The 17,312-nt window shown below is 73.5% G+C and carries 15 protein-coding genes and 1 pseudogene; 8 read left to right on the top strand and 8 right to left on the bottom strand.

Annotation, left to right across the window (positions count from 1 at the left end; translation table 11 throughout):
• Positions 1–12 precede the first annotated feature (12 nt).
• Positions 13–672, top strand: a complete 660-nt coding sequence (gene ribA / locus ACIRQ9_RS30740) for a GTP cyclohydrolase II (protein ID WP_404180627.1) — start codon at positions 13–15, stop codon at positions 670–672.
• A gap of 468 nt (positions 673–1,140) precedes the next feature.
• Here the strand turns inward: ribA and ACIRQ9_RS30745 are convergent, their stop codons facing one another.
• Positions 1,141–2,364 carry a serine hydrolase domain-containing protein gene (locus ACIRQ9_RS30745; RefSeq protein ID WP_404180630.1) on the bottom strand — a complete coding sequence of 408 codons (1,224 nt, stop codon included), beginning with the start codon at positions 2,362–2,364 and terminating at the stop codon, positions 1,141–1,143.
• Between the two features lie 303 nt (positions 2,365–2,667).
• On the opposite strand from ACIRQ9_RS30745, the gene ACIRQ9_RS30750 reads away from it, so the two are divergent.
• Positions 2,668–3,093 (top strand): PPOX class F420-dependent oxidoreductase, encoded by a 426-nt coding sequence (locus tag ACIRQ9_RS30750; RefSeq protein WP_404180633.1) that lies wholly within the window; start codon positions 2,668–2,670, stop codon positions 3,091–3,093.
• A gap of 133 nt (positions 3,094–3,226) precedes the next feature.
• On the top strand, positions 3,227–3,637 hold the full coding sequence (locus ACIRQ9_RS30755) for a VOC family protein (protein ID WP_404180636.1): 411 nt from the start codon (positions 3,227–3,229) through the stop codon (positions 3,635–3,637).
• A 33-nt stretch (positions 3,638–3,670) separates the two neighbouring features.
• Here the strand turns inward: ACIRQ9_RS30755 and ACIRQ9_RS30760 are convergent, their stop codons facing one another.
• The 3 genes from ACIRQ9_RS30760 to ACIRQ9_RS30770 all read right to left on the bottom strand — a co-directional run bounded on the left by ACIRQ9_RS30760 (position 3,671) and on the right by ACIRQ9_RS30770 (position 7,799).
• A complete protein-coding gene (locus tag ACIRQ9_RS30760) occupies positions 3,671–4,900 on the bottom strand; it encodes a glycosyltransferase (protein ID WP_404180639.1) in 1,230 nt (409 codons plus the stop codon).
• Between the two features lie 75 nt (positions 4,901–4,975).
• Positions 4,976–6,298: a nucleotide sugar dehydrogenase gene (locus tag ACIRQ9_RS30765; RefSeq protein ID WP_404180642.1), complete on the bottom strand. Its 1,323-nt coding sequence runs from the start codon at positions 6,296–6,298 to the stop codon at positions 4,976–4,978.
• 79 nt (positions 6,299–6,377) lie between these two features.
• Entirely contained in the window at positions 6,378–7,799 is a 1,422-nt protein-coding gene (locus ACIRQ9_RS30770; protein WP_404180645.1) for a glycosyltransferase, read from the bottom strand.
• Positions 7,800–7,900: 101 nt separating this feature from the next.
• Here ACIRQ9_RS30770 and wecB point away from each other — a divergent pair, with 101 nt between their 5' ends.
• The 4 genes from wecB to ACIRQ9_RS30790 are packed head-to-tail and all read left to right on the top strand — an operon-like array spanning position 7,901 to position 13,644.
• Entirely contained in the window at positions 7,901–8,989 is a 1,089-nt protein-coding gene (gene wecB, locus ACIRQ9_RS30775) for a non-hydrolyzing UDP-N-acetylglucosamine 2-epimerase (RefSeq protein WP_404180647.1), read from the top strand.
• Positions 8,982–9,653: a class I SAM-dependent methyltransferase gene (locus ACIRQ9_RS30780; protein WP_404180650.1), complete on the top strand. Its 672-nt coding sequence runs from the start codon at positions 8,982–8,984 to the stop codon at positions 9,651–9,653. The genes wecB and ACIRQ9_RS30780 overlap by 8 nt, the downstream gene beginning before the upstream one ends.
• Positions 9,653–11,461 carry a hypothetical protein gene (locus ACIRQ9_RS30785; protein WP_404180653.1) on the top strand — a complete coding sequence of 603 codons (1,809 nt, stop codon included), beginning with the start codon at positions 9,653–9,655 and terminating at the stop codon, positions 11,459–11,461. Before ACIRQ9_RS30780 ends, ACIRQ9_RS30785 begins: the two co-directional genes overlap by 1 nt.
• A complete protein-coding gene (locus ACIRQ9_RS30790) occupies positions 11,458–13,644 on the top strand; it encodes a glycosyltransferase (RefSeq protein WP_404180656.1) in 2,187 nt (728 codons plus the stop codon). The genes ACIRQ9_RS30785 and ACIRQ9_RS30790 overlap by 4 nt, the downstream gene beginning before the upstream one ends.
• Before the next feature lie 73 nt (positions 13,645–13,717).
• On the opposite strand, the gene ACIRQ9_RS30795 is transcribed toward ACIRQ9_RS30790, so the two are convergent.
• On the bottom strand, positions 13,718–14,722 hold the full coding sequence (locus tag ACIRQ9_RS30795; RefSeq protein WP_404180659.1) for an acyl-CoA desaturase: 1,005 nt from the start codon (positions 14,720–14,722) through the stop codon (positions 13,718–13,720).
• A gap of 266 nt (positions 14,723–14,988) precedes the next feature.
• Between ACIRQ9_RS30795 and ACIRQ9_RS30800 the strand changes: the two genes are divergently transcribed.
• A complete protein-coding gene (locus ACIRQ9_RS30800) occupies positions 14,989–15,294 on the top strand; it encodes a hypothetical protein (RefSeq protein ID WP_404180662.1) in 306 nt (101 codons plus the stop codon).
• A gap of 91 nt (positions 15,295–15,385) precedes the next feature.
• On the opposite strand, the gene ACIRQ9_RS30805 is transcribed toward ACIRQ9_RS30800, so the two are convergent.
• The 3 genes and pseudogenes from ACIRQ9_RS30805 to ACIRQ9_RS30815 form a co-directional block, all read right to left on the bottom strand.
• The gene (locus ACIRQ9_RS30805; protein WP_404180665.1) at positions 15,386–15,979 is read right to left on the bottom strand and encodes a histidine phosphatase family protein; all 594 of its coding nucleotides are present in this window, start codon (positions 15,977–15,979) and stop codon (positions 15,386–15,388) included.
• Positions 15,980–15,985: 6 nt separating this feature from the next.
• Positions 15,986–16,873 (bottom strand): phosphogluconate dehydrogenase (NAD(+)-dependent, decarboxylating), encoded by an 888-nt coding sequence (gnd, locus tag ACIRQ9_RS30810; protein WP_404180668.1) that lies wholly within the window; start codon positions 16,871–16,873, stop codon positions 15,986–15,988.
• Between the two features lie 7 nt (positions 16,874–16,880).
• Positions 16,881–17,312 (bottom strand): annotated as a pseudogene (locus ACIRQ9_RS30815) (glucose-6-phosphate isomerase); the annotation flags it as partial.

Here is a 17,312-nt window from a genome sequence, read left to right on the forward strand (position 1 = left end):
AGGGATCAGATCATGACAGAGAACATCGGCGTACTCGGCAAGAAGCCCCCACGGCGTACGGGCGTGGAACGCGTCGTCAATGCACCGCTGCCCACCGTCTACGGCAAATTCCAGGCCGTCGGCTATCTGGACCACGACCGCGGTGACGAGCAAGTCGCCCTGGTCTACGGGGACATAGCCGGCGACCGGGTGCTGACCCGGCTGCACTCGGAGTGCCTCACCGGTGACGCGTTCGGCTCCCAGCACTGCGAGTGCGGCGACCAGCTGTCCGCCGCCCTGCGCGCGGTCGTCGCCGAGGGCAGCGGCGTCGTCGTCTACCTGCGCGGCCACGAGGGACGCGGCATCGGCCTGCTCGGCAAGCTGCGCGCGATGGCGCTCCAGGCGGAGGGCCTGGACACGGTCGAGGCGAACCTCGCGCTCGGCCTGCCCGTCGACGCACGCGACTACGGTGTCGCCGCCGGCATCCTGCGCGACCTCGGGGTGGGCTCGGTACGCCTGATGTCCAACAACCCGCGCAAGCGCGAGTCGCTGGTACGGCACGGCATCGAGGTCGCCGAGACGGTTCCGCTGCTCATCGAGCCCTGCGAGAACAACATCACCTACCTGCGGACCAAGCGCGAGCGCCTCGACCACGTCCTGCCGCACCTGGACGCGGTCGCGCACTGGTCCTGAGGCGGCGACGGCCGGGCGGCCTCCGGGGGAAGGATCGGGGAGACCGACGGGAGGCGCGCAGGTGAGTCTCCGGGCCGAGGCCGAGGCCGTGATCGTCGGCGGCGGGGTGACGGGCACCAGCACCGCCCACCACCTGGTGAGCGCGGGCGTCCGGCTCCGGAACGGATCGCCGTCGGCTCGGTGCTCCGCGCGGCCGGGGCGTGGTCGGGAGCGGTCGGCGCGATGGCCGGCGTGGACCCGCCGGCGCAGCCGCCGCGCCGCCGGATCGCGGTCACTGACCGGTCCCCGGACTGCCCCCGGCCGGCCCTGCCCATGACCAGAACACCCCGGACCACAACGCCCTGATCGGCGAGGTGGTCCGCGACCGCCACCCGGGCCGTGCCCCGTTCCTGGACGGCCGCCCGCTCGACGCCGGCCGGTTGGCCGCCGACGCGGCCCGCCCGGAGACCAACCTCGTCCGAACCGCGCTCAGTCGAGGATCGTCTCGTGCACCAGGCGGCGCAGCTCCGGGAAGATCTTCAGGGTCTTGGGGCGCACCTGGGTGTGGAACTGCACGGTCAGGTCGTGGGCGGGATCCACCCAGAACGCCGTGGTGGCCGCGCCGGTCCAGCCGTAGGTGCCGAGCCCGCTGGGCGCGAGGGTGCGGGACGGGTCGATCACCACCGAGACGCCCAGGCCGAAGCCGAGGCCGTCGTTGCCGGGCTCCTGGTGGGGCGGGGCGCCGAAGGTCCGCAGATCGGCGCCGCCGGGCAGGTGGTTGGCGGACAGCAGGTCCACCGAGGCGGCCGGCAGCAGCCGGACGCCGTCCAGTTCGCCGCGGCGGCGCAGCATCTCCGCGAACCGGTGGTAGTCGTACGCCGTCGCCGCGAGACCGCCGCTGCCGGACAGCAGGCGGGGCCGGCCCCGCAACGGCAGCCCCGGAATCGCCTCGATGCCGCCGTCCTCCGTCTCGCCGTACAACTCCGAGAGACGGTCCGCCTGTTCGGGCACGATGTGCAGACCGGCGTCCGGCATGCCGAGCGGGCGGAAGATCCGGTCCGCGAAGAACTCGTCGAGCCGCTGCCCGGAGACCACCTCGACGACGCGGCTGAGCACGTTGAAGCCGACCGAGTAGTTCCACTGCGTGCCCGGCTCGAACTGCAGGGGCATGCGGGCGTACACCGCCATCGTCTCGGCGAGGTCCGCGCCCGCCGGCACCGAGAACTCCAGACCCGCCTCGCGGTACCGCGCGTCCACCGGGTGCGCGTGGTAGAACGCGAAGGTCAGCCCGGCGGTGTGGCTGAGCAGGTGCCGGATCAGGATCGGCCCGTCGGCCGGCCGGGTCACCATGTCCGCGCCCGAACCGCTCACGTACACCCGGGGTTCGGCGAACTCCGGCAGCAGGCGGCCGACCGGGTCGTCCAGCGACAGCACGCCGTCCTCCACCAGCAGCAGGATCGCCACCGCGGTGACCGGCTTGGTCATCGAGTACATCCGCCAGATGGTGTCCGGCTCGACCGGCAGCCCGGCCGCGAGGTCCCGGTGGCCCTGCGTGGTGAGGTGGGCGATCCGGCCGCCGCGTGCCACGGACACCAGGTAGCCGGGCAGGCGCCCTTCGTCGACGTAGTGGGCGAAGTGCTGGTCGAGGCGGTCCAGTGCCTTCGCGTCCAGCCCGACCTCACCGGGGTCGACTTCCTGTCGCAGCTGTGCCATCGCTCTCCTCCGGTCGTGTCGTCCCGCTGTGCGGTACGACCTCGGGCCTCATCGTCGCGCAGGAAGCGGGGCACGGACCCGCTCATCCGCGTGCGGTGTGACAGACGCTATAGAAGGGCCACCGGGTGGGGGAGAGGCGACCGCCACGCCGAGCGCGGCCGGGAACGCCCGTACGAGCAGCGGCTTCACGGTCCCCGACTCCGACGGGCCGCCTCCGTGTACATGCCCCCGTCTTCCCGTGTCCACTCCGGGTACACCCGGCCCGGCGGGAATGCGGAACGGACCGGCCGGGGTTTCCCTGCCATGACCCAGGACACCCTTCTGAAGCTGCTCGCCGAGGACCACCACGGCGTACTGGTCACGCTCAAGAGCGACGGCCGTCCTCAGCTGTCCAACGTCAACCACGCCTACTACCCGGACGAGCGGACCGTCCGGGTGTCGATCACGGACGACCGGGCCAAGACCCGCAACCTGCGCCGCGACCCGCGTGCCTCCTACCACGTCACCAGCCCCGACCGCTGGGCCTACACGGTCGCCGAGGGCACCGCGGACCTCTCGCCGGTCGCCCGTGACCCGCACGACGAGACGGTCGAGGAACTCGTCCGGCTCTACCGCGACATCCAGGGCGAGCATCCGGACTGGGACGACTACCGCGCCGCGATGGTCCGCGACCGCCGGCTGGTGCTGCGGCTGCGCGTGGACCGGGCGTACGGCATCCCGCGCGCCTGAGACCGGCCGCGCCCGTCGGCCCCGCCCCGGGCACGGCCTAGGACCAGTGATCCAGGGCGATCGGCCGATGGCCGCCGGGGAGGCGGGTGCCTAGGCTTCCGGGCAGGGAACGGCAGCTCAGGAAGAGGTCACCATGCCCGTCAACGGTCGCAGTCACGTCCGCGTCGCCCGGCCCTCCCGGGACCTGGCCGCGGCCGAGCGGTTCTGGGTGCGCGGACTCGGCCTCGGTGTGGTGTGGCGGGCCGAGGGCGGACCGGAGCCGGGTGAGCACGACCTGGTGATGCTGGGCTGGCCGGACGCCGGCTGGCATCTGGAGCTGGTGCACGAGCCGGCCCGGCCGGTCGAGCCCCGGCCCACCGAGGAGGACCTGCTGGTGGTCTACGTCGACGGGCCGGTGCCGGACGACCTGGTCGCCCGGCTGGAGGAGCACGGCGGCAGACGGGTCGTGTCACCGAACCCGTACTGGAACCGCTGGGGCGTCACGGTGGAGGACCCGGACGGCTACCGCCTCGTGCTCTGCGAGCGCGGCTGGTCCAACGCGTAGCGCGCGCCTGCCGCCGCCGGCGTCGGCGCGTGATCAGGGGAGCGGTGTCCGGCCGACCCGTCCGGGACGTGGCCTGGGGCCCGGGGACGGGGTTCCGGCCGCCGGGCGGAGGCGGGGCCGTTTCGTACGAGCCGCGCCCCCGGTGCGCCCGCCGCCGGCTCCCTCCCGCGCCCAGGCCTCCAGTGTGTACGTGAACTCCGCGGCCTTGTCCGGCCAGTTGAAGTGGGTCACGGCCGCCTCCCGGCCGCGCTGGGCCGCGGTGTGGCGCAGGATCGCGTCGGTGCTCAGCCGCCGTATCGCCGCCGCCGCGGCGGGCGGGTCCTCGTAGGGCACGACGAGACCGCAGCCGTGCCGCTCCACCATGTCCGCCGCCAGCGGGGTCGGCGTGGTGACGACGGGAACGCCGTGAGCCATGTACTCGACGACCTTGGTGGGCCGTGAATGGCGGTAGTTGGGCTCGTCGTGCAGGAGGGACAGGCCGGCCAGCGCGCCCGTGAGCAGGGCGAGGGCGCGGTCGTTGGGCAGGAAGCCGTGCCAGCGCAGCACGCCGTCGCGGTCGGCCGCCGCGAGCGCGTCGCGGACGTCCGGGTCGGCCGCGCCCGCCACTTCCACGCGCAGCCCCGGCCCCAGGTGGCGGGCCGTCTCGATCAGGTCCAGCGCGCCGCGCGCCCGGGACAGGTGGCCGACGTAGACGACGTGCCGGCTGCCCGGCGGTTCGGGCGCCTGGAGCGGCGCCGTGGTGAAGTTGGGCACGACCGGGTGGGTGTGCCGGAACCGCTCCTGGTAGGAGTCCTCGGCGAGCAGCAGCCGCAGATGGCGTTCGGCCAGCCGCTCGGCGGCGCGCACCGCGAGCCGCAGCGGCGACCTCAGCGCCCGGGGCACCCAGTGCTTCGTGGCGAGCGCGGCGGCGGTGTCCTCGTGGACGTCCCACACGACCACGGGCGCCGCCCCGGACCGGCGCCAGCGGCGCAGCGTGCCGGGCAGCGCGAGGAGCAGCTCCGGGTCGTGCAGGAGGATCACGTCGGCCTCGTGGCCGCGCCGGGCGAGCAGGGCGCGGGCCGCGGCGACGGCGGCCCGGCGGCCGCGGCCCGCGGCCCTGGGCAGGTCGATGCCTTCGAGGTCCGCGCGCGGCCGCACCTCGCGGGCGGAGAACGGCGCCGCGTACACGACGTGGTGCCCACGGTCCCGCAGCGCGGTGATCTGCCGGTGCAGTATGCGTGCGTCCTCGGGATGGTGGACGACGGTGACGACGAGTATCCGCATCTGAGCGCCTTTCGATCCCGCCGCCCGGGGCCCGTGGACCCGGGGCGGCGGAAGGGGAGTTGCCGCGGAGGCGGCCTACAGCACCTCGACGCCGGGCCGGAAGATCCGCCCGCGGGTGTCGAAGAGCAGCCGGGCCTCGTCACCGATGGCCGGCAGGTCGTAGGCGGAGTGGTCCTGGAGCAGGATCGTCAGGTCGTGGGAGCGCACGGCGGCCATCACGTCGGCGACGCGCGGCACCGCCTGCCCGTCCACGAACCAGGCGGGCACGAACGGGTCGTGGAAGGCGATGTCGGCCTCCCGGGCCCGCAGCAGCCGGGCCACCGGCACCGCCGGAGCCTCGCGCCGGTCGGCGACGTCCGGCTTGTAGGTGACGCCGAGCAGCAGCACCCGGGAGCCGTGCAGGGCGCGGCCCTCGTGGTTGAGCAGGTCCTGCGCACGCCGTACGACGTACTCCGGCATGTGCGCGTTGATCTCCCGGGCGAGCTCCACGAACCGGAACTCGTAGCCGATGGAACGCACCTTGTAGGACAGGTAGTTGGGGTCGATCGGGATGCAGTGGCCGCCCACCCCGGCGCTCGGCCTGAAGGCCTGGAAGCCGAACGGCTTGGTACCGGCGCACCGGATCGCGTCCCACACGTCGACGCGCAACTCCTGGCACAGGATGGCCAGTTCGTTGACCAACGCGATGTTGACGTGCCGGTAGGTGTTCTCCAGCAGCTTGGCCATCTCGGCCTCGCGGGTGCCCTTGGCCTGCACGACGGTGTCGACGACCTTGCCGTAGAAGGCGGCCGCGCGGGCCGAGCAGGCCGGGGTGCAGCCGCCCACCACCTTCGGGGTCTCGCGCAGTCCGTGGGTGGTGTTGCCCGGGTCGATGCGCTCCGGTGAGAACGCCAGCGCGAAGTCCTCGCCGGCCCGCAGCCCCGACTCCTCCAGGATCGGCTTGACCACCTCTTCGGTGGTGCCCGGATAGGTCGTCGATTCGAGGACCACCAGCCGTCCGCGGCCCAGCCTGCGCGCCACCGACCGCGCGGCGGAGATCACCGCGCCGAGATCGGGACCGCCGTCCTCGCTGAGCGGGGTCGGCACACAGATCACGATCGTCTGCGCACGGGCCAGGCACGCGTCGTCCGTGTACGCGGTGAAACCGGCCTGCCGCATGCGGGCGACGTCGTCGTCGGAGACGTCGTCGACATGGGAGTGTCCGGCGTTGAGGCCCTCCACGACCCGTGGGTCGAGGTCGAGCCCCGCCACTCTCAGCCCGACCAGCGACGCCTCCCGCGCGAGCGGAAGTCCGACGTAGCCGAGCCCGATGACGGCCAGTTCGAAGCCGTCGGTCCGTTCTTCGTCCCCGAGCGATTCGCCCAATTCCCCGAGCGGTACGGCCTTTTCGACCTGCATAGGGATACTCCGCCCTCAACGGCAGACGCCGTGTGGATCCGAAGGGCCCGGACGATGCGCTTCCGGGCGGCGGCGGGCCTCAGACACATCCAAGAGCGCGATACGCCTCTCGGGTCGTGGCAGCGACCCTCTTCCAGGTGCGATCACGCGCTACCAGAGCGCGGGCGGATGCTCCCCATTCATGCCGCCGTTTTCGACTGTAAAGCAATACTTCGAGAGCTTCCGCCCAAGCGCGGGGAGATCCGGGCTCGATCAGCTGTCCGCTGACCTCGGGTTCGACCAGCTCGCGCAGGGCGGCGAGATCACTGGCCGCCACCGGAAGACCGCTCGCCATCGCCTCGACCGGCTTGAGCGGAGTGACCAGACGGCACACCCGCTCGTCGGTGCGCGGCACCGCGAACACGTCGAGAACCGCGTGGTAGGAGCGCACTTGGCGGTGCGGCACCCGCCCCGTGAACAGCGCCACGCCGGCGCCGAGACCCAGCCGTCCGGCCAGCGCCTCCAGCGCCCCGCGCTCGGGTCCGTCACCGACGATCAGCAGCCGCAGCGGTACCCCCCGGCGGCGCAGCTCGGCACCCGCGTGGAGCAATGTGCCGATTCCCTCGTGTGGAGTAAGGGTGCTCACGGTGCCGACCACGTAGTCGTCCGCGGCGATGCCGAGCCGGGCGCGCAGTTCGGCGCCGTCCGGCGGCGGCGCGAGGAAGGCGTCGTCCACCGCGTTGGGCACGATCAGGACGCGCTCCGCGGGCACCCCGCGGGACACGATCTCGGCCTTCATGGCCGTCCCCAGCGTCAGCACCAGGTCCGCCCCGCGCATGCAGTACGTCTCCAGCGCGCGCCGCGCCCGGTAGGTCGGGTCGTCCGGCGTGCGGCCCGCCGCCTGGGTCAGCCAGGTCTCCTCCAGGAACCCGCGCACCTCGTACACCACCGGCAGCCCGTAGGTCTCCCGCAGGGCCAGCGCCACCCGTCCGTTGCCGTGGTCGGTCGCCGCGTGCAGGACCGCGGGCCGCAGCCGCTCCACCAGCCGCCCGGCCAGCTCGGCGTTGCGGGCCAGCGCCGGACCCTGCCCGTACGGCAGGTGCAGCGGCAGCAGCCGGTGCTGCGGCACCCCGTTCACGATCTGCAGCGGCCGGGCGTCCAGCACGCCCTGCGCCACCGGGAAGCCGACGCGGGTCACCACGTGCGGATCGAGACCGGCGGCCCGCTGGGCCTCGGCGAGGGCCTGGGTGCGCACGGTGTAGCCGGCGTGCTTGAACGGCAGCCCGTTTGTCACCAGATGGAGCACCCGGCCCGGCTCCGGCCGCACCGCACGCCCGGCGGGCGCCCGGACCCGGGCCGCCGACGGCACCGCGGCGGGACCGGCGCCACGGGCCCGGGCGGCGAGCCGCCGCTCGGCCGGCCGCAGCCCGCGCCGCGCCGGCCCCGGCAGCAGCCGTACCCCGAGCAGCGCGGCCCGCGCGGGGTCGTGCCGCAACTCGCCCCACGCGACGGATGCGGCCAAGCTGAGTGCACGGGGGATCCAGACGACACGGCGCGGCACAGGACGGAACGGAAGTCGGGCCATGTCGTCACGGTAGGCCGACAGAGCGGAGAACGTACGACATGAACGGCCGCGTACTCCATGTCGTAGGGACCAGGCCGAACTTCGTGAAGGCCGCGCCCGTCGTCGCCGCCCTGCGCGCGGCCGGGCACGACCAGGTCCTGGTGCACACGGGTCAGCACTACGACGAACGGATGTCGCACATCTTCTTCCGGGAGCTGGGCCTGCCCGCCCCGGACACCGATCTGGGCGTCGGCTCCGGCAGCCAGGCCCGGCAGACCGCCGACCTGCTGGTGGCGCTGGAGAGCGAGCTGCTGGCCCGTGCCCCGGCGCTGGTCGTCGTCTACGGGGACGTGAACTCCACCCTGGCCGCGGCCCTGGCCGCCGCCAAGCTGGGCATCCCGGTGGCCCACGTCGAGGCGGGCCTGCGCAGCTTCGACATGGCGATGCCGGAGGAGGTCAACCGGCGCCTGGTCGACCAGCTCGCCGAACTGCTCTTCGCGACCAGCCCGGAGGCCGTCGGCCACCTCGCCCGCGAGGGCGCCGACCCGGCCCGCGTGCACCTCGTCGGCAACCCGATGATCGACACCCTGCTCACCCATCTGGACCATTTCGACCCGGCCGCCGCCCGCACCGCCCACGCGCTGCCCGAACGCTACGGCGTGGTCACCCTGCACCGCCCGGCCAACGTCGACGACCCCGACGCCGCCGCGGCCGCCGCCCGCGCCCTGACCGAGGCCGCCGGCCACCTCGACCTCGCCGTCCCCCTGCACCCGCGCGGCCGGGAGGCGCTGCGCGCCGCGGGCCTCGCCGACGCGCCCGGCATCCATCTGCTCGAACCGCTCGGCTACGTCGAGTTCATGGGCCTGGTCCGGGGCGCGGCCGCCGTCGTCACCGACTCCGGCGGCGTCCAGGAGGAGACCACCGTGCTGGGCGTCCCCTGCCTGACCCTGCGCACCACCACCGAACGCCCGGTCACCGTCAGCCACGGCACCAACCGCCTGGTGAGCCACGGCGAACTGGTGCCCGCGCTGCGCAAGATCCTGGACGGACCGCCGGCCTGCGACCCCGAGGGACCGCCGCTGTGGGACGGCAAGGCCGGACCCCGCATCGCCCGTGTGCTCACCGAGTGGCTGGAGCGCCATGACTGACGCCACCCGTACCCGCCCCGACGGACCCGGCACGCCCGGCCACACCGTCCGCACCTACTGGGACACCCGGCACCGCGAACGCGACGACCTGGCCTCCGGCGGCCACATCGGCCTGGACCGGCCCGGCAACGAGATCTTCTACGCGGTACGGCTCGGCCAGCTCCTCACCCTGATCGGCGACCTGTCCAGCCCGGCGGCCCCGCTGTTCGTGCTCGACGCCGGCTGCGGCAAGGGCCACTTCGCCCGCGCCCTGGCCCGCTGCGGCCACCACGTGGACGCCTTCGACACCAGCGGGGAGGCCATCGGCCGGGCCCGCGCCGAGGGCGGCGGCCCCCGCTACGCCTTCGCCGCCCTCGACGAGTGGCGCAGCCCCTGGCTCTACGACGTGGTGCTGTGCATGGACGTCCTCTTCCACGTCCTGGACGACGAGGAGTGGGCGGCGGGCCTGCGCAACCTCGCCTCGCTCGTCCGGATCACCGGCCGGCTGATCGTCACCGACGAGAACATCGACGAGCCGGTACCGCGCGGCGACTACATCCTGCACCGGCCGCTCGCCGCCTACCGCGGGGAACTCGAACCCCTGGGCCTGAGCCACTCCCTCTTCCGGCCGTACGGCTTCCGCGAGAACCGGGTCGGCTTCCACGTCTTCACGAGGACCAGCTGATGCGCCTGACCGATCTGCTCCACCCGCACCTGGACGACGTGACCTCGGTCGTGGACGCCACGAGCGGCGGCCTGCGTCTCGACCCCTACCTGCACCTTCCGCCGGGCGTCGACCTGACCCGCGAGGAACGGCCGGTCGGCGAGGGCGAGCTGATGCTCCTCTGCTACGGCCCCGACCCGGCCCTGCACGGCGACGAGGCGGACTGTCTCGCCGCGCTGGCACGGATGCGGCCGGGCGGCCGCGGCCTGATCGTCTTCGGCCATCCGGGGACCGACCTGCCCTACCACCGGCTCCTGGACGCCCTGGTGGCCCGCCGCTGCCAGGTGCTGCACGCAGCCGCGCTCGGCTACACCCACCTGCACGCCGGCGCGGTGTTCGCCTGCACCGACGAACTCCTGCCGCCGCACGACTGGTTCGGCCGCCCGCTGCCGGCCGACGGCTTCGCCACGGCCCTCAGGATCGCCGACGAGTACGTGCTCGCCGACTTCGTCTCCCGGTCCCAGCGGGCCCGCCTGCTCGACCTGGAGCGGGCCGCCGAGGAGACCGCCCGCGCCCTGGAGACCGTCCGCGAGGACGGCCTCGCCGAACGGCTCGCCGCCGCCCTGCGGGACAAGGACCAACTGGCCTCCGCGCTGCGCGGGGCCCGGGCCAGGACCGGCGTCCTGGAGGCCCGGATCGCCATGCTGGAGGGGTCCACCTCGCTGCGGGTCGGCAAGGCACTGGTGTCGGCGGCCCGCTCGCCCGGGCGCGGCGCGGCCCGGCTGCCCGGCGAGCTGTACGGGCTGTGGCGGCAGCGGAAGGCCAAGGGCAGGCCGGTACGGGCCGTGAGCGCCGCCCCGGCACCGGAGGCCGTGACCGACGACCGCTTCCACCTCTCCCACCGCGCCCTGTCCGTGGCACCCCGCGACCGGCTGGTGATCACCGGCGTGCTGACCGACCGCACCGCCGCCGACTTCGCCGCCGACGCCGTGGTCAGCCGGGTGCTGCCGCACGACGGGCGGCCGCTGATCGAACGCACCGACCCGGACGTCTTCCTCGTCCAGCTCGGCGCCTGCACCGGCGAGGCCGGCCCCTGGACGCTCACCGGCACCGGCCACGCCCCGGACCTGGACCGCCGCCTCGCCGAACTGATCGCCCAGGCGAGAGGGCAGGGCCGCGCGGCGGTGCTGTGGCGCGACGGCCCCGCGTCGTCCGCACCGGGTCTGTCCCAACTGCCCTGGGACGCGGTCCTCGACGGAGACACCGGTACGGCGCTCTCCCGCCTGGACCCGGTCACCGACGGCCGTGACCGGCTCCGCGACGTCTTCCAGCTGGACAGCACCCGGGTACGGCTGGCCCGGCTCGCCGCGCTGACCGGCGGACCCGACCCGACCGCGGAGCGCCGGGTCGCCGTGCTGGCCGCACCGAAGGACGCCACCGACGTCGCCCGGCTGGTCGCCCAGACACTCTGCCAGCTGCACCGGCCCGCCGAGGTGGTCGTCGCCGACCAGAGCGGCCTCGACCTCGGTGAACTCACGGCCGCCTCGGTCACCGTGCACGGCGGACCGCCGACCGCGCCCTGGGTGGCCGACTGGACCGACCTCACCGAGGACCGGCCCGACACCCTGCTGCTCGACCTGCTCTGCGCCCAGGAGTTCTCCGGCGCCGACGCGGTGGGCCACACCCCCGCCGCCGACGACTACGTCTTCGTACCGGCGCTGAGACCGCTGCTGGCGCGCCGGTCGCTGCTCGACACCGGCACCCCGCCGGACGCCTGGTCGCGGGCCGGGCACCGCCTGTTCGCCGTGCGTGGAAAGGAACCGTCATGACCCGCACCCTCCGGGCGCTCGTCTACGGCGACGTGGACCTCAACCTCATCGACGGCTCCGCCGTCTGGGCCCAGTCGACGGTGCAGGCGCTGTCCCGCGCGGGCTGCCGTACCCGGCTCGTCCTCAAGGCCCCGGTGGAGACCGGTCGGCTGACCGACCCGCTGGCCGGCCTGCCCGGGGTCACCGTGGTCCGCCCGTACGAGGAACAGCTCGTCCCCGGCCAGGGCGCACACCCCCTGTCCCCCCACCAGGCCTCGCAGCTGCTCGCCCGCCTGGACGCGGAGGAACCCTGCGACCTGCTGGTGCTGCGCGGCCGCAGGCTGGTGAAGCAGATCGTCGGCGACGGCCGCTTCCACGGACGCATCTGGGCCTACCTCACCGACATCCCGCAGTCCCCGGCCCAGATGACCGAGCAGGACCGTGCCGACCTGGCCCGCATCGCCGAGGCGTCGCGGCAGCTCCTGTGCCAGACCGAGGAGTTGCGCTGCTTCCTGGAGTCCTGGGTGCCGGAGGCCTGCGGCCGGGCCGTGCTCTGCCCGCCCGCGGTGCCCGAACCCGGCTTCCCGGTCCCGGAGCGCGACGCGCCGCACGATCCCGTACGCCTCGTCTACACGGGCAAGTTCGCGCCCCGCTGGAACACCCTGCCCATGACCCTGCTGCCCGCACGGCTCGCCGAACGCGGCATCCGGGCCGAACTCCACGCCGTCGGCGACAAGATCCACAAGGATGCCGCCCACCCCGGCTTCGACATCGCCATGGCCGAGGCGCTGCGCACCACTCCCGAGGTCGTCCACCACGGCGGCGTGCCCCGCGAGGAGGCCATGCGGATCGCCGCCGACTGCGACCTCGGCCTCGGCTGGCGCGACCCCTCCCTCGACGCGAGCCTCGAACTCTCCACCAAAGTGCTTGAGTTCGGCTCCCTCGGCCTGCCCGTCGTGCTCAACCGCACGCCCGCGCACGAGGCGCTGCTCGGCACCGACTACCCGCTGTTCGTGCCCGGCGACGCCGCCCTAGCGGACGCCGTGGACGCGGTCACGGTCGTCGTCCGCGACACCGGCGCCCGGCGGCTGGCGGCCGACCGGTGCGCGGCCGCGGCCCGGCAGTACACCATGGACGCCGCGGTGGCCCGCTGGCGCGCCCACCTCGACGGCGCCTTCCCCGCCGCACCCGCCGCCGTGGCCGGCCGCGGCCGCCCGCTGCGGCTCGCCGTCGCCGGTCACGACCTGAAGTTCCTCACCCGGCTGCTCGACCACTTCCGCGCCCTGCCCGGCATCGAGGTACGCGTGGACGCCTGGCCCGCGCTCGCCCGGCACGACCCGGCCGCCAGCCGTGAACTCGCCGACTGGGCGGACGTGGTGGTCGTCGAGTGGTGCGGCCCCGCGGCCGTCTGGTACAGCCGCCACAAGCGGCGCGGCAGCAGACTCGTCGTCCGCCTGCACCGCTTCGAACTCGACGCCGGCTACCCGCAGCAGGTCGACATCGACGCCGTCGACCGGGTGGTCTGCGTCAGCCCCTACTACGCCCGCAGCACCCGCGAGCGCACCGGCTGGCCCGCCTCGAAGATCACCACCATCGGCAACTGGGTCGACGTCCACCAGCTCGACCGCCCCAAGGCACCCGGCGCCCGGTACCGCCTCGGCATGATCGGCATCGCGCCCAGCCGCAAGCGCCTCGACCTCGGTCTCGACGTCCTGGAGGCGCTGCGCGCCCACGACCGGCGCTGGCACCTCTCGGTCAAGTCCAAGCCGCCGTGGGAGTACTGGTGGATCTGGAACAAGCCCGAGGAACGCGCCCACTACGAGGCGGTCCTGCACCGCATGCAGACCTCGCCGCTGCTCGAAGGGGCCGTCGTCTTCGACCAGTTCGGCCCGGACGTGCCGAACTGGCTGCGCCGCGTCGGCCATGTCCTGTCCACCAGCGACGACGAGAGCTTCCACCTCGCCCCGGCCGAGGGCATGGCCTCCGGGGCGGTACCCGCGCTGCTGCCCTGGCCGGGCTCGGACGAGATCTACGACCGGCGCTGGATCCACGCCACCCCGCGGGCGATGGCCGAGTCGATCGCCGCGCTGGGCGAGCAGGACGACTGGCGGTCGGCCGGCGAGGCCGCCCGCCACCAGGTACGGGAAGGGTTCTCGCTGGAGCGGGTGGCGCAGGAGTGGACGGACCTGCTGGTCTCCGGCTGAGACACCGTCCTGCGCCGCTTCCCGGCAGGACGGGGCCCGGCGGCGAACCCGCCGCCGGGCCCCGCCGCCGCGGTCAGGCCGCGGACTCCCGCTGAACCGTGCCCGGTTCGGGCAGCAGACGGGCGCCGAGCCGGTCCGCGCTCGGCCAGCGGACGTCGTGCGCCCAGCCCAGCTGCTCGAAGATCCGGATCAGGCGGGCCGACGGGTCGAGCTGGCCCGGCAGCACACCATGGCGCGCGCCCGTGGGGTCGGCGTGGTGCGAGTTGTGCCAGCTCTCGCCGAAGGACAGCAGCGCGAGCGGCCAGAAGTTGGTGGCCTTGTCCCGGCTGGCGAAGGGCCGCCTGCCCGCGACGTGGCAGACCGAGTTCACCGACCAGGTCACGTGGTGCAGCAGCGCCATCCGCAGCACGCCGGCCCAGAAGAACCCGGTCAGCGCGCCCGTCCAGGTGCCGGTGACGAGCCCGCCGACCAGCGCCGGGGCCAGCAGCGAGACGGCGGTCAGCGGCCCGAACAGCCGCCCCACGATCCGCAGATCACGGTCCGCGGCGACGTCGGGCGCGAACCTGGCCCGGTTGCTCAGCTCGCGCTTGAGCATCCAGCCGATGTGCGCGTACAGCAGCCCCTTGAGCAGCGCGCGCGTGTCGGTGCCGAACCGCCAGGGCGAGTGCGGGTCGCCCTCGCGGTCGGCGAAGGCGTGGTGGCGGCGGTGGTTGGCCACCCACTGCACCGGCGAGCCCTCCACGCCGAGCGAGCCCGCGACGGCCAGGGCGATCCGCAGGCCCCGCTTCGCCCTGAACGAGCGGTGCGTGAAGAGGCGGTGGTAGCCGACGGTGAGGCCGAAGCCCGACACCAGGTAGGCGACCACGGCCATGCCGACGTCCAGCGCCGACAGGCCCCGCCCCCACAGCAGCGGCACCGCGACGACCAGGCAGAGCAGCGGACCGACGACGAAGATCCACATCGCGACGCCGGCCGCGGCGTTCTGCGGGGCGTCGAGCAGCGGCCTGGCCCCCGCCGCGGTCTCGGCGCCGCCCTCGGTGACGGACTGTTCGGGACGGTCAGCTGTGCTCGGGCTCATTTCTTCCCCGCCGTTGCTCAAAGGTGTCGGACACGGTGCCGGACCGACCGGGAGACGGCGCGCGCGTGCGCTGCACGGCGTGCGCGGCGGCCGCCCTCCCAGCCTCGCACCGGACGGCATCCCCGCAGGTCATCGCTCATGTCCGGGGTGTGAACGGCGCGGGACCAAATCGCCGTCGTGGTGTCGCGGGGGAAACACTTGATCTCAAGGCCGGTTGAGGTTCTAGAGTCGATCGTGCCGACGACGGAGTACGGGAGGGAACGGCCATGAGGACACTGGTGCTCGGAAGGACGCCCGACAGGGTGACGGCCGTGCTGGCCACGCTGCGTGCCGACGGATTCGACGCGGAGGGGGTGAGCACCGACGACGAGGCCCTGAAACTGCTGAGCACCGGGGAGTTCGGGGTGCTGATCATCGGCGGCGGTGTGGGGCCCCGGTCGCGCGCCGAGATCAAGGAGTTCGCGGCCGAGAACCGGGTGCGGCGGGTGATCGACGGCGCGCTGTCGGAGCCGTTCGACGTCTACGTACGCCGGGAGTTCGAGCCGCTGATCCGCGAGGCCGCCGCGGACTGACGGCGGTGGGCCCGCCGGGCCGGGCGGACACCGGGCCGGACGGTGCCGAGACGGCCCGCCGGTGGTCACCGGCGGGCCGTCCTTCAGGTGGCTAGGGCTGTTTGTTCCACTCGGCGATCACGGGCCATCCGTGTTCCATGGACAGCCTGCTGACCGTTCCGGTCGCCAGCTGGAACAGCCGGCCCTCGGCCGGCGGCAGCCCCAGGCGGCGGGCCGTCAGGACGCGCAGGAAGTGCGCGTGGGCCACCAGGACCACGTCACCGCCGCCGTCGGCGAGCGCCCGCTCCACCTTGGCGAGCACCCGGTCGGCGCGGGCTCCGATCTGCTCCGGCGACTCGCCGGAATGTCCGGCGGGACCTGCGGGCACGCCGTCGGTCCACAGGTACCAGTCGGGGCGGGAGCGGTGGATCTCCGCCGTGGTGATGCCCTCGTAGCCGCCGTAGTCCCATTCGTGCAGGTCGGGATCGGCGACGACCCCGCTCAGGCCGGCCAGTTCGGCCGTGCGTATCGCGCGGTCCAGCGGGCTGGCCAGCACCAGTGCGTAGGTCCGGCCGGTGAGCAGCGGGGCGAGGGACTTGGCCTGTTCCTCGCCGTGTCCGGTCAGGGGCAGGTCGGTCCAGCTGGTGTGCTGTCCCGACACGCTCCACTCCGTCTCACCGTGGCGGACCAGAAGAAGGTCCCCCACGTCGCCCTACTCCTTCGACTCGACCGCGTGGCCGCCGAACTGGTTGCGCAGCGCCGCGATCATCTTCATCTGCGGGGAGTCGTCCTGGCGGGACGCGAACCGCGCGAACAGGGAGGCGGTGATCGCCGGCAGCGGCACCGCGTTGTCGATGGCCGCCTCGACGGTCCACCGGCCCTCGCCGGAGTCCTGGGCGAAGCCCTTCAGCTTGTCCAGGTGCTCGTCGTCGTCCAGGGCGTTGACCGCGAGGTCGAGCAGCCAGGACCGGATGACGGTGCCGTCCTGCCAGGAGCGGAAGACCTCGCGGACGTTGTCCACCGACTTGACCTTCTCCAGCAGCTCCCAGCCCTCGGCGTAGGCCTGCATCATGGCGTACTCGATGCCGTTGTGGACCATCTTGGAGAAGTGCCCGGCGCCGACCTTGCCGGCGTGCACGTAGCCGTAGGGGCCCTCGGGCTTGAGCGCGTCGAAGACGGGCTTCAGCCGCTCCACGTGCTCCTTGGTGCCGCCGACCATCAGGGCGTAGCCGTTCTGCAGGCCCCACACACCGCCGGAGACACCGGCGTCGACGAAGCCGATGCCCTTGATGCCGAGTTCGGCGGCGTGCTTCTCGTCGTCGGTCCAGCGGGAGTTGCCGCCGTCGACCACCGTGTCGCCCTCGGACAGCAGGTCCTTCAGCTCGTCCATGACGGACTGGGTGGCGGTGCCGGCCGGGACCATCACCCACACCGTGCGCGGCGCGTCGAGCTTCTCGACCAGCTCTTCCAGGGACTTGACGTCGGAGACGTCCGGGTTGCGGTCGTACCCGATGACGGTGTGGCCGGCGCGGCGGAGCCGCTCGCGCATGTTGCCGCCCATCTTGCCGAGACCGATGAGGCCCAACTGCATGGCTGCCATGTCAGATTCACTTCCTAAGCGTGCGGTACGTGGAGACGAGAGCGGTGGTGGACGGGTCGAGGCCGGGGACGTCCGCGCCCTCGGTGAGTGCGGGCTCGACGCGCTTGGCGAGGACCTTGCCGAGTTCCACGCCCCACTGGTCGAAGGAGTCGATGTTCCAGACGGCGCCCTGCGTGAACACCTTGTGCTCGTAGAGGGCGACGAGCTGGCCGAGCACCGACGGGGTCAGCTCCCGGGCCAGGATCGTGGTGGTCGGCCGGTTGCCCTGGAACGTCTTGTGCGGGACGAGTTCCTCCGGGACGCCCTCCGCGCGGACCTCCTCGGCGGTCTTGCCGAAGGCCAGTGCCTGCGTCTGGGCGAAGAAGTTGGCCATCAGCAGGTCGTGCTGCGCCCTGAGTTCACCGCTCAGCTCGGCGACCGGCTCGGCGAAGCCGATGAA

Source organism: Streptomyces sp. NPDC101237 (genome assembly GCF_044767465.1).
Lineage (GTDB): Bacteria > Actinomycetota > Actinomycetes > Streptomycetales > Streptomycetaceae > Streptomyces > Streptomyces gramineus.